Annotated in this window: 6 protein-coding genes; all 6 read right to left on the reverse strand. The window is 33.8% G+C overall.

Annotated elements, in window-relative coordinates:
- Positions 1-156 precede the first annotated feature (156 nt).
- The 6 genes from EOD40_RS09145 to EOD40_RS09170 all read right to left on the reverse strand — a co-directional run bounded on the left by EOD40_RS09145 (position 157) and on the right by EOD40_RS09170 (position 14265).
- On the reverse strand, positions 157-1800 hold the full coding sequence (locus tag EOD40_RS09145; RefSeq protein WP_128194809.1) for a glycoside hydrolase: 1644 nt from the start codon (positions 1798-1800) through the stop codon (positions 157-159).
- A gap of 1 nt (position 1801) precedes the next feature.
- Positions 1802-3409 carry a RagB/SusD family nutrient uptake outer membrane protein gene (locus EOD40_RS09150; protein ID WP_128194811.1) on the reverse strand — a complete coding sequence of 536 codons (1608 nt, stop codon included), beginning with the start codon at positions 3407-3409 and terminating at the stop codon, positions 1802-1804.
- 12 nt (positions 3410-3421) lie between these two features.
- A complete protein-coding gene (locus EOD40_RS09155; protein ID WP_128194813.1) occupies positions 3422-6433 on the reverse strand; it encodes a SusC/RagA family TonB-linked outer membrane protein in 3012 nt (1003 codons plus the stop codon).
- Between the two features lie 40 nt (positions 6434-6473).
- Positions 6474-7871 (reverse strand): hypothetical protein, encoded by a 1398-nt coding sequence (locus EOD40_RS09160; RefSeq protein WP_128194815.1) that lies wholly within the window; start codon positions 7869-7871, stop codon positions 6474-6476.
- 485 nt (positions 7872-8356) lie between these two features.
- On the reverse strand, positions 8357-12418 hold the full coding sequence (locus tag EOD40_RS09165; protein WP_128194817.1) for a hybrid sensor histidine kinase/response regulator transcription factor: 4062 nt from the start codon (positions 12416-12418) through the stop codon (positions 8357-8359).
- 161 nt (positions 12419-12579) lie between these two features.
- Positions 12580-14265, reverse strand: a complete 1686-nt coding sequence (locus EOD40_RS09170; protein WP_128194819.1) for a sodium/sugar symporter — start codon at positions 14263-14265, stop codon at positions 12580-12582.
- Between the last annotated feature and the right edge of the window lie 330 nt (positions 14266-14595).

Genomic DNA, 14595 nt, shown 5'->3' on the forward strand with positions numbered 1-14595 from the left:
AAAATAAGTGCGCTATATAATTCTGGTTTTCTATAAATACAGCTTATAGAAGCAAAGAAATGATTAAATAACTATAATAATGAGGGGTAAAATGGTATTTTAAGCAGTATAAATTTACTTTTTTTTAAACATTATACTGATTTGTTACTCCAAATTTTACTTATAAGTTCCCACATAAGTAACTACTGCTCTTGCTGGTATTTCAAAGCCTGTAGAAGCAACATTAGTTCCTTTTTTCAAACTCATCGTTTCAGATGTAACATATGGAGTCAATGCATTGTTTACTAATGAGCCTCCTGCAAGATTTAAATTGTAGGTTCTAGCCGAACTACTAAAATTAACTGCCACAATAACCAGTTTTTTAGATACTTCATCTTTGTAAGCTGTCAACATCACATCAGTAGTAGCTGCTGCGTTATCTAAATTAGGTATTTGCACCCTTTGCATTCCTGGTTTTACGAAGAAAGAAAAATTTCCAAAAGCCCATAGAATTTTAGAATCCCTTACATAACCATCATATTTACAATAGTTAGAATCGCCGGCACCTTTTGTTATTCCGTTGTCAACATGAACTAATCCATCTTTATAATCGCCACGACTTACAGCCGTCCACCATTGCCAGGAAGTAACACCTCCAATGGATATATCAGTACTGATAATACGAGCTACCCAAAGTGCGGTTTGCATTCCTAAATCCCTTCCCGGACCAGCTCCTCCCGGCAATTCAGCAGTACCCGGGCTTTCAAGAATAGAATATTCAGAAGCCCAAACACTCAATCCCGGAACCGTATTTGCTCTGGCAGCAACGGCTTGTCTGGATGAAATTAATTCGCTTATTGGCCAGGCTTGCCAGTAACTATGTCCTGAAATTGTTTTCTTAACATTTGTTAATCCTGCAATATTTTTAGTCGAATTAACCCCAAAGAAATAATCAATCTGATTCGAACGATTTTCTTTTCCACTTACTGTTTTATACAAAGGTTCAAAAGCACCTGCTTCTCCAACAACAATTTGTGAACTCAATCCCTTTGCCTGTAATTTTGGAGCTAATGTATTTACAAAACTGTAGATATTAGCATTTGAAGCCGGAGAACCTTCCTGTCCTGAACCATCCCATTCGTATTGTGGTTCATTAAACGGACTTAGATAATCAATTGTTAAATTATGAACTGATTTTAATTTATCAATCGCATTCACCCAAAAATCAGCCAATTCAGGCATTTTGCCTTCTTTTAGATTGTAAAAAGTGCTAATGCTGGCATGTGCTTTTCCGTTTTGAGTTAAATAAACAGGCGCACTGTTAGTAAAAGCCAATAATTTATCTACTCCGCGCTGTTTAGCTGCTTTCATAAACCAAACCTGACCTGCCTGTTTACTCATGTCATAACTCACTCCATCAGTGGTGAAACATTCTGTACGTCTCCACTCATCAGTTATATCACTTGCATCACCTTGCTCTGTACTGCCAGCACCAAGATTAAAACGCCATAATGACAAACCAATTCCTTTAGGATTCCCTTCGTTATCCACTTCTCTGCTGAATAACAAATCGGCAATTGCATTTTTTTTATCTGTAGGCCAATTTTTCCCGATATTATTACATTGCCAGGCATCTGATGCACCAAAACTCTCCATTGTCTGAAGATTGGCATCAAGATTAATTTTCAGTTCTCTTGTCGTTTCAACAACTGGTTCTGAATTTTCAGTACTATTATCAGACGAACAACTAATTAATGCAGAATTAATTGAAAGTAAGCCTGCAAACAGCAGGCTCACTTTATATTTTTTGATCAAATTCATATTAATAATTTGGGTTTTGTTTAATTACTCCTCCACTTAAATCGATTTCCAACTGAGGTATTGGCCAAACTAAATGCTTAGTAGCATCAAAATTGATTCCTTTATCCTGAGATTCTCTTGTATTAGTTGTTTCGTAAGGATCAGTCGAACTCAAATTGTATTTTACAAATGTTCCGTTAGCTCCCATCAAAGATTCGATAACCGGTTTCCCTGTGCTAGGATCTTTTTCTCTTCGGATATCAAACAAACGCAATCCTTCGAAAGCCAATTCTAAACGACGCTCTTTATAAATTTTTCTCAAAAGATTAGGACCAGCCATTCCTTCTACCGGATCTAAATCGACACGTGCTCTTACCACGTTAATATCAGCCATTGCACCTTCGGCATTATTTAAATGATAATTTGCTTCAGCTCTTGTAAGATACATTTCAGCCAAACGAATCAATGGCACATTCAATGGTAAGTGTCCGTCTTTCTTGTCTAAGGCACGACGTGTTGCTATTGGAATATAATACTTACGGCAAATACGTCCTGACTTATTATCGTTCAAACTAAATTTATGAGTTGGATTCAAAACTTCGTCTCCATAAGCTGCTTCACCCCATTTTGTAATAGTACTTCTACGACGAATTACATCACCTTCTGAAATATAGGCGTTTTCTAAATCACTTGTAGGCATACACCATCCCCAACCATCAAGTACATCGGCAGCACTGTTACTTGGGAAATTCTTTTTATCTTCCCCTCTTGCACCAGATAAAGTAGGCAATGCACATCCTAAATTCTTATCCTGAACACTTGAAGATTGTGCTTCTAAAATAGACTCAACTCCATTATGATTATTAACATCCCAAATATTTAAAAAATTTGGTTCTAATGAATAAGGTCCTTCGGTAATCACTTTGTTAGCATATAACTTAGCTTCAGCCCATTTTCCCTGGAATAAAGACACACGTGCCAGTAAAGCATAAGCAGCCCATTTATTAATTCTTCCGTTTCTAGCTACTTCAACATTCTCTAATTTAGTAGCCGATTCTTTAAGGTCAGACTCAATTTGAGCATATACTTCTGCAACTGTACTACGTGCTAATTTCAAATCACTAGTCCCAAGAACCGAAGTGTACAATGGAACTCCACCGTAATTGTTTACTAACTCATAATAGCAATAAGCGCGAACAAATAATGATTCACCCACATATTGATTTTTTTGAGACTCGCTAATTGGTGCTAAAGCCATTTTAGCTAAACCAATATTACAAGATTGAATTGTGTAAAAATGTGCAGTATACATACTGTTCATATCTCCCATATTATCAGGAGTAATGATGTATTGAGATGCTGGTCTGTGAGCTCCACTGTCCTGACCAGTATTTCCCATCCAGGCATCATCAGTAGCCATTTCGTTTGTTACTCTTGGAGCAATCAAAGTCCACCAGTCATTAGGCAACAACAATCGATGTGTTAACTCATTTACATAATTTTCACATTCTTGCGCTGTTTGAAAATAATTCTCTAAGGTTTGTGTTCCTCTTGCATCTTTTTCTATAAAATCGCTACAGGAAACTGCAACGGCAGCAAAAGTTAATATTGATACTATTATTTTTTTCATTTTCGTTTATTATTAAAATGCTACATTAAGCCCCATCAAAATTGTAGGTTGAACAGGGTAATTCCATCCTCCGAAACCAGAACCTAAAACACCTCCACCTACTTCAGGATCTACCCCTGAGTATTTTGTCCATGTCCATAAATTTTGACCTGATAATGAAATTCTCAATTTATCAAATCCAAATTTGTTATAAAGAGAATATCCTAATTGAAGGTTTTTCATGCGTACAAAAGAACCGTCTTCTACATATAAAGAAGAAAATTTAGTGAAATTCTCATTGTTGTCATCTTTAGAAAGTCTAGGAATATAGTTAGACGTTCCTTCACCATGCCAGGCCATTTGATCTAATCCGCTTACTTTGTTTGTTAAACTTGCTCCATTGTATAAATCAGAAATATTTTGGTTTACCAAATCATTTCCTATACTAGAATAGAAATTAGCCACTAAATCAAAATTTTTGTAAGCAAAATTCAAGTTCAAACCTACATTGTAATCAGCCCAAGGTGAACCAATTTTAGTTCGGTCTTTGTCATCTAATTTTCCATCACCGTTTACATCTTTAAAACGAACATCACCTACTTGTGCATAAGGTTGCATTTTAGTTCCGTGCTCATCAGTATGAGAATTTAATTCCGTTTGATTTTGGAACAAACCATCAGCTACATATCCGTAGAAATAGCCCGGCTCTTCACCCTGAACAGTTAAAGTTCGGTTACTTGATCCGTATAATTTTTCTCCATCAGTAGATAAGGAAACCATTTTAACATTCACAGTTGTAAAAGTCAAATCGGCACCATAAGAGAAATCACCTTTCTTGTCTTTATAAGACAAAAGCAAATCGATTCCGTTAGAACGCATCGAACCAACGTTAGTCCAAATAGTCGCATAAGAAGGGAAACCACTATAAGTAGGGAACTGTTTTACGAACAACATGTCTTTTGTTGTTTTTTGATAGTATTCTAAAGTTCCTGAAATTTTGTTTTTCCAAAGTCCAAAATCAAGACCAAAGTTGACATCTTCCACAATCTCCCAACGAATATCTTTGTTAGCCATAGTTGATGGATAAGACGTATCGACAACATTTCCATCAATAACATAATAGCCTTGTCCAATATTAGATTGATAAACTGAAGCCGGTAAATTTTGATTACCTACTCTACCCCAACCTGCTCTAAAAGTTAAGTTGTTAATTGTTGAAGTGGTATTTGCCATGAAATCTTCATTCGAAATTCTCCAGGAAGCTGATGCAGCAGGGAAATTTGCCCATTTATTATTAGCCATAAATTTAGAAGAACCATCACGTCTAAACGAAGCTGTCAAATAATATTTACTATCGAAATTATACGAAAGACGTGAAATATAAGACAATATAGAACTAGACCAACTTGTACCGCTACTGTTACGGTTTTTAGTGGCAGCACTAACTTCTCTCATTGATTCAGAGTTATTAGGTACACCTTCTCCATAACCCCAAACATCAGATGAATCATAATTCTCCATAGTCACACCAGCCATGAAACTTGCATTGTGCTTTTCGGCAAACGTTTTAGAATAAGTTGCCGTAGATTGCCATGTCCAATCCACATTTGTAGTAGCTTTTCTTTCAACACTATTAATCTCCGCTTTTTCGTGTGCTGCATCAATTACGAAATCCGGACTGAATTTATTCCAAATTTTGTTTCCAAATTCAACAGAACCTTGTGTTCTAACAATCAAACCTTTAATTGGCTCATATTGCAAATAAGCATTCGAATTCAAATTATACAAATTAGTATAATCATCATATCTTTTTACAGCGGCTACCGGATTCCATACATACGAAGGAGAACGGGCATAAATACTGTATTCATTTTCTGTTCCGTTTAATTGGTCAGCCGGTTTATAAATTGGCGTAATTGGATCAATCTTAACAAAATCGGCCCAGTTACTAGGTGAACCCCAAGTTTCATAACGAGGATTTAAGGTTATACCTGCTGAAAATTTATCGGTAAATTTAAAATCGTTAGCTATTCTGGCTGTGACTCTTTTCCATCCTCCAATATCATAAAATGAATCTGAATCATAATAATTTAAACTTATAGCATAAGTGTTTTTCTCAGAACCACCGGAAACACCAATAGAAGCATTAGTTACTGAAGAATTTCTATTAATTCCTGCTCCCCACCAATCAGTAGTTTTTCCTCTGTATTGTGCAGCATTTGGCAAATACTCTGAATAACCTGAATTAGTATAAGCAGTGTTTAAAATATTTGCATAATTCTCAGCATTGGCCATATCGTAAGGTTTATTCATAATTTGATAACCTGTACTCATATCAACAGTAAACTTTGTTTTACCGGCTTTACCTTTTTTGGTAGTAATTAAGATAACCCCATTAGAGGCACGAGAACCATAAATAGCACTTGCGGAAGCATCTTTAAGTACATCCATAGACTCAATTTCGTTGTTACTCAAAAAATTGATGCTTGTTCCCATTGGAATACCATCTACCACATAAAGAGGATCAGTACTAAGGTTAACTGTAGAAATTCCACGGATAAGTACTCTTGGTTGAGCTCCAGGCCCACCTGCTCCGGTAATTTGAACCCCTGCCACTTTTCCTTGCAATGATTCGGTAACATTACCTACGGTCATCGTTTGAAGTTCTTTTCCTTTTACAGAGGCAATCGAACTGGTAACATCTTTCTTTTTCACAGTAGCATAACCTACCACCACTACTTCATCCAGAGTTTGATTGTTATCAGATAAAACTATATCAACCACTGTTTTTTGATCTACTTTGATTGTTTGGGTTACAAACCCCATAAAAGAAAATTCAAGTTGAGCTTCTTTACTTGGAACTACAATAGCATATTTTCCATCAAAATCAGTTGAAACCGAAGTTTGTGTTCCTTTTACAAAAACATTTACTCCAGGAATAGGCACAGCTGCTTTGTCTTTAACAGTTCCTTTAACTGTTATTTGTGCAAAGGTTGCCGCGCTACATAAAACAGCAATTAACAACCCTATAAATTTATATTTCATATGTAGATAATTTTTAATTAATGTTATAAACTATAACAAACTATTTTTTTGTTATAAAGGCTCTTTCTAACTCGGTATCCAGAATTACTTTATAAACCCCTGGTGCTGCCGGATATTTTGCATTTCCATTTTCCCCTGGTGACATCGTGGCAATTCCGTTTTTAATTAATCTCCATGATGGGCTCCACCACTGACCTGTAAAAGTTCCTTCCATAGTACCTGTCAAAGTATATTCTCCCACTAATTGGTATGGATTATTAGGATTATTAGCTAAATGTAAACTTGTTTGAACCCAGGCATTCCAGGTATCCCAGTTGGCTCCTTGAATTCCTCCACCAGCAATACTTACAAAAGGTCTTCTTAAAGCTTCATTATCATGCCATAAACCGTTTGCCACATCTGCCCAAACTTTAGATGTTGGTGTATATTTTGTCACTGTATAAACTAATGTACTTGGATTTACTTTAATTTTATAATACCCTTTTGTAGGCAAAACAATCGCTGATGATGTAACATCGTCAACTAAATTTCCAGAAGCATTCAATCCAAAACAATGCGGAGCGAAATCAGCTTCCTGACCTAAGAAATAAATTTGTTTATTATCTGTATCAGCATAATATTTGAACTCAAAATCCTGTCCTACTTTTTCGTGGAAATACATTGGTACTCCTACTGCGTCAGTAGTAAGATTAGTTCCTTTTGGCTGGTCACATAAATAAATTGCCGGATACTCATTGGTTGCTACCAAATTAATATTTAAAGTTCCCAGATTTGGGATAGCAAATTTATCTTTTGCAGTAATGGTTAAAACATATTCAGCTGCAGTTACAGGTAAAGTATATGTTTTATTGAATGTATACGATTGAGGTGCTCCTGTTAACTGAACCATCTCATCAATTCCTAAGGCAGCACATTTCACCTGAACATAATCAATTCCTGAATCGTCGTTAACTATAAAATTTACCGGTAATTTATTACTGGAAGACAATAAGATTACCGCTCCTTCTTTAGGTGTAATCATGCTAATAGCCGGAGCAGAAAACTCCCCATCTAAACGTAAATTAATATTCTGATCAATAGCATTTCCTGAAACATCTGTAATAGTTAATTTGATTACAAAAGCCTCAGATGTTCCTCTATTAGCAGGAACTTCAAAAAAGTAACTTAAGTTGTAGGATGTTAATAAAGGGTCTGTAGCAAAATTGATTACTTTATCTAAATTTAATTCAGGAATTTGAATTCTTACATTCTTTAAACCTAAATCATCTGCCAAAGTGGCTTTAATCTCAAACTTTCTGTTTGGAGCTCCATATATTTCATTTGTTGAAACGACAACCGTAGGATTATCCGAAGAAGGAAAATCAGCTTCATCATTCTGACATCCTGTAAAAAGGATAGAGAAAAATGTAAGCAAAAATAAAAACGAGAGTTTATTCATATAGCTTTAGTTTTTAAAGTTGTTTTTCTGTTGTAATTTTTTTTCAAACAACTTGTTTTTAGTTTTAATGGTAATTTGTTTTCATTGTTCTTGAATTAATAAGGCAAATTTTCATTGCGTTCCTATACTTTTCATAAGCTTGATTTGAGTTTGTTTGGTTAATAAATCAGGATGTATTAGTTTGATTTTTTTATGATAATTTAACTTAATAGAAACTTTAAATCCTAAAAAGAAAGCTATCAGAAAAGCAAAGAAATAACTAAATACAAATGTTCTTAGGGGGTGAAATGGAAAAAAAAACAGGGTAAATTGGAAAACAATAAGGACAGATTCGTCAAAAAATAGTAATTAACAAAAAAATACTACTTTATTTATTTTACACTAAAATTATAAGCGATATTTCTTTAAATCAACAAAAAATCCTAACCACATTATTAATGCGATTAGGATTACAATACTAATACCCGATTTTGATTAAAAAATAACTATTTAATTATATTTAAATCTTTGTTAAATGAATCTTTATACTTCTTAACGTACATGGAAGGAGTCATACCGAATAATTTCACAAATTGTTGTCTGAAATATTTTTGATCCTCAAATCCAACTTCTACACTAGCCTGATTAATATTCATATTTTCAGTAAGCAATAACATCGCAGCTCTTCTTAAGCGAATAGACCTAATAAATGCATTCAAAGTCTCTCCTGAAATGATCTTTATTTTGGTATACAAAGTGCGATGACTCATTCCCATTTCGGCAGCGAAATTTTTAATTGTAAAATCTCGATTTCCGATATTGGCTTCGATAATATCAATACATCTTTTTAGAAAATCCTGATATTCTGCCGGTACTTTTTGGTCATTTTCTCTTAAGGTAATACTATCCAAGAAATACTTTCTTAAGTTCCCCCTGTTTTTCAATAAAGTATTAACCCTTGCTACAAGTAAATCATCATCAAAGGGCTTAGTAATATAATCATCCGCTCCATCTGTAATCCCTTGCAAATGGGTTTCCGGATTATTTGTAGCTGTTAATAATACAACCGGTATATGTGACAATTCATCACTTTCTTTTATTTTTTTACACAACTCCAAACCATCCATAACTTCCATTGCAATATCCGAAATCACAATATCAGGCAGGTGTTTCTTAGTTAATTTTAATCCTTCATCACCATTTACAGCACTGTACACCAAATGTGATTTGGAAAATAACTGAATTAAATAATTTCGAATTTCAGTATTATCATCAATTATCAAAACTGATTTTTTTTCGGTCAGTAATTCTTTATTAAGTTCCTGATCAATCATATCAACTTTTACTGTCGCATCTTCATTCATATCATCAGCCAAAAGCTCTTCAACTAATTCAGTCATTTTAGGAACATTTGGACTAATTGGCAAATCATCAAAATGCTGTTGTCCTTTTAAAAAAGTCAACGTAAAACGACTTCCTTTACCAATTTCGCTTTCACAAGAAACAGCTCCTTTATGCTTATCCACAAAATACTTCACAATATAAAGTCCGATACCAAAACCGGTACTTACCGAAACCTTCGAATCTAATTGCTTGAATTTTTCAAAAATAGCTTCAATATTTTGCTGCGCAATTCCAGTTCCGGTATCAGAAATAACAACTGACACTTCTTTTTCAGCTTCGATTAGCTCTACAGAAATACTTCCTCCAATAGCGGTGTACTTAAAAGCATTTGAAACCAAATTAAACAATGAAATTTCAATCTTTTCATAATCTCCAATTATAGAAACTGTTTGCTGAGGAATTTTAATAGTATAGTCTATCTTTCTGTCTTTAGCCTGATTTACAAAACATTGATACACTTCCTGACACAAATCGTTCATATTTATTTCTGACAGTCTCAGTACATCAGCATCATTTTCGGCCTTACGGAAAAGTAACAATTGATCAACAAGACTTAAAAGTCGTCTTGCATTTCTATATGCAATCTGTAAATCGCCCTTAGAAGCATCATTTTGAACATCCTCTTTTTTAATTACTTTTTTCAAAGGATTTATAATCAACGAAAGTGGTGTACGGAATTCATGAGAAATATAAGTAAACATCGAAGATTGCTTTTCGGCAATTTCTTTCTCTTTTTCTCTTTCTAACTCCGCTATTTTGACTTTGTACTTTAACCGCTCTTTGTATTTACTGTATCTTACATAATTGTAAATAATGGCTCCTCCAATAACCAGATACAAAAGATACGCCCACCAGCTTCGATACCAAGGCGGTAAAACTACTATTCGAATTAAATTCTCCGCCTTACCTGATTCATCTTGAAAATTGGACGTTTTTACTTTAAAAAGATAAGTTCCCTCGGAAAGATGGGGATAATTTACTTTTCTGTTTTGACCAACATTACTCCATTGATCGTCCCAACCTTCTAAAAAATAAGCATAATTAATTTTATCGGCACCCGAATAATCTAAAGCAACAAACTCAATAGACAAAGTAGTTTGATCATAAGGCAATCGAATTTCTTTAATTTGATTTTCCTCATTCCATTCCGAAATTAATTCAGGTTTAGTTTCAATTGGCTCATTATTCACACTCAAATCAGACAGCAAAATTTTAGTATTAGAAGCCCCCTCTTTTACTGATTCAGGATAAAACAAATTGAAACCATTAATACCTCCAAATAAAAACTCACCCGTTGATAATTTCAAACCCGCATTAAAACTAAACTGATTACTTTGTAAGCCGTCATTTTTAGAAAAAATCCTGAAGGTTTTAGTCTTGATATTCAGCCTGCTTAAACCATTGTAAGTACTCATCCACAAATTACCTTTTTTATCTTCTAATATCCTCAAAATGGTATTGGAAGACAAACCATCGGCAGTTGTAAACCTTTTAAAAGTATTGGTTTTTCTATTAAACAATAATAAACCTCCTTCTTGGGTAGCTACCCAAAGCTGCTTGTTTTTATCTTCATGTATGCATCGAACCGGATAACCAATATTGATTTTTCCTTGTTTCCTATTCGCTTTATCTATCCATACAATCGAAGTATAATTTCCGCCCCAAAGCTTTCCATCACTGGTTTGAGTTAAACATTGCAAATTATTTATTGCTCTGTCATAAAGTCGAAACGAATTTTTACTACGATCAAAAATGTACAAACAACCTTCATTAGTGGCACTTGCCCAAAGGTTTTTTTGAGCATCCTCAAAAACCAGCCAAATATTTTTTTCAACTTGTTTTGCAAAGGGATTATAACAAGAATAATGACTTATCAAATTGGTCTTAGGATTAATTCTGTTTACTCCTCCAGCCCATGTTGACAACCATATTTCGTTATTGCTGTCACGAATGACATTAGTTATAAAATTACTCGTAATATAGTTTGCCGAGTTCGGATTATTGTCATAAACAGTATAAGTATCCTGTTTTCTATTCCAATAACGCAATCCGGCTCCATCAGTTCCAATCCATAGATTTTGTTTTTCATCCTCACAACCGGATAGAATAAAGTTTTGAGCCAGATTATTATCTTTAATATTGTATTTAATATTTTTAAAATACTTGGGAGTCGAACTAATCATACTAATCCCACCGCGAAGTGTACCAAACCAAATATTTCCAAAATAATCTTCATAAACACTCCAAACTGAGCTACTTTTTATAATTTGTTGCCCATTACCTTTGCTGTATGGAATTACTTTTTTATTAATTCTATCTAATTTATAAATCCCCCAGCCATCAGTACCAACCCAAAATTGGTTTTTCTTATCTCTAAGAATATTTGAAACAATACATTTAGTGGAAAAATAATTTTTTGAAATTGAGAAAGTGGAAGTATTAAAAATAAAAAGCCCTTCATCTGTACCCATCCAGAGATTTCCATCACTATCACTTTCCATACACTTTAGCTCCATAAGCAAAGGAGCTATCAATTTCATTTTCTTCGAAGAATAATTGTAATTACAAATCCCCAAATTCCTAACATATACCCAGCAAGAACTTCCCTTTTTATCTTTTTGAATAGCTACTGCATCATAACTAAATGCTTTCTTCAATTTAGTTATCGGAACTGTTTTCCCTGTAAATGAACCATCTTCAAATACAACCAATCCTGAATTTTGCGTAGCTAATAAAACCAATTCATTTGAAACTGCTTTTATCTGATGTACAACATTTTTCAAAACTACAGCAGCACTATTCTCTTTTTCTTTATATTGAACAGTATGAAACAAAGCTTTTGACTTATCATAAACACTTGCTCCTTTGTTTCCTCCTATCCAAATTTGTCTTTTCGAATCTCCTTCTAAAGAATAAACCGTATTATTTGATAATGAATTTTCGTTATTGATTTCGTTTCGAAAAACCTTAAATGAATAGCCATCGTATCGGTTTAAACCATCATAAGTTCCAAACCACATATACCCATCCTTATCCTGATAAATCGTAGTAATCGAATTATTTGACAATCCATCAGAAATATCCAGAAACTTCACCGAATAATCCTGAGAAAAGCTAATAAAAGAAGAGAAAAACAGCGTTAAAAACAGATATAAATATTTCAAAACTAACTATTTAAACATTAAGTTGATTGATTTTTATTGAACAGCACAAGATATAACAATATTAGTTAATCTCATAAATTCTTCGTTTTTTTCAAGCATAAAAAAAGTGCGAAATAATAGAATTAATTCGCACTTTTTTATAAGTATATTTTTTAAATATATTACCAGAACTTCACGTATAAAGCAGCGATAATTAATAAAGTAATGATGATTAACACTGTAGTTTGTGGTTTTACCTTAAACATTTCAGTATCTAATTCAAACGCTTTAGGATTAACTTTTGGTCCTGCAAAACTGATTCCAATCATAAGCAACATTGTAAATGCGAATGATAATCCCATACAGATATGGAATGGAATTTCAAAACCACCTTTACCATTTGGCCAAGCTGTGTACAATAAAGTTTCGTTTCCAAACATTGCCGGTGCGTATTCGTTGAATAAAACCGATAATAAGAAACCTGTAATTACACCCACAATAGCAGCTGTTCCTGTAGTTCTTTTCCAGAACATCCCTAGGAAGAACATAGCAAATACCCCTGGGCTAATAAATCCTGTATACTTTTGGATGTAAGTAAAACCTCCTACTCCTCCAATTCCAAGTAAGTCATTCCAGGTAAACAATACCGCAAGAACCATTGAAGCAAAAACGGCATATCTACCAATATTCACCTGGGCTCTGTCTGAAGCACCTTTTTGAATGTATTTTTTATGAACGTCTAAAGTATAGATAGTTGAAATACTGTTTACCTTACCTGCTAACGAAGCTACGATAGCTGCAGTCAAAGCAGCAACTGACAATCCTTTTAATCCTGTTGGCAAGAAAGTCAACATCGCTGAATAAGCTCCGTCTTTTCCTCCAACTAATTGTGGTAAATGTCCTCCTTGGTATAAAACGTAAGCAGCAATACCAGGCAACATAACAATTACAGGCATTAATAATTTCAACAAACCTGCAAACAAAATACCTGTACGTGCTGTTTGTAAATCGGCACCCAAAGCTCTTTGTGTGATATATTGGTTACATCCCCAATAGTTCAGGTTAATAATCCAAATACCAGCTAAATAAGACAATATCCCCGGGAAAGTAAGGTATTTATCAATTTCTAACTGAGTAGAAGTAGCTGTTGGTCTAGGAATAATCATTTTGAAATGCTCCGGTGCTTCTCTCATCAATACCTTGAATCCTGCAATAGCATCCTGCCCCACTCCAAAGTACTGCCCTACTGTTGTTAAAGCAATATAAGAAGTTACTAAACCTCCAATGATTAATACCGCAACCTGAATAACATCAGTATAAGCAACAACTTTCATACCTCCTAATGAGATAATCAAAGCAAAAACTGCCAATCCTAACATGATAACATGAAGAAAATCACCTCCTGCTAATCCGTTAATAGCAACAGCTCCTAAATATAAAATAGAAGTTAAGTTTACAAAAACATACAAAAACAACCAAAAAACAGCCATAATCAAAGCCGTAGTTTCGTTATATCTGGTTTTTAAGAATTGAGGCATGGTGTAAATCTTGTTTTTCAAATAAACAGGAATAAACCAAATCGCAATAATGATTAAGGCAATAGCAGCAACCCACTCGTAAGCGGCAACAGCAATTCCTAAAAAGAATCCTTCTCCACTCATTCCAATAAACTGCTCAGCTGAAATGTTAGAAGCAATTAACGAAGCTCCAATAGCCCACCATGTTAATGTTCCTTCTGCCAAGAAATACGCTTTGGCGTCGTGTTCGTTTTTTTCGCGCTTGCGATAAATAATATATCCGTAGATAGATACGATTAAAAAGTAGATAATGAATACTGCATAATCTGCAAATTCGAGACTTGAGCTCATAAGAAAATTGTTTTTTAGTTAATTATAGATTTTTGTTTTTAAATACAACTTTTTGTTTCTAAACCAATGTAATCGATTCTTCTTTGATTAATTGAGAATAATACACATCTAGGATTTATCACTTCAGAATTTCGTTAAAAATCTTATTATAAAATAGTACATCAATTATATTTCAATACTTTTTTTACGAAAAACGAAATCCAAAAGTAAAATAAAAATACTTATTTACATCATTTTTTTAAATGTAAATTAAACATTTATAACCACAAAACAACATAACTACCTAAAAAACAATAAAGTAATCATTTTTATTTATTACTTATTTTTTTC

The organism is Flavobacterium sufflavum (assembly GCF_004016525.1).
GTDB lineage: Bacteria > Bacteroidota > Bacteroidia > Flavobacteriales > Flavobacteriaceae > Flavobacterium > Flavobacterium sufflavum.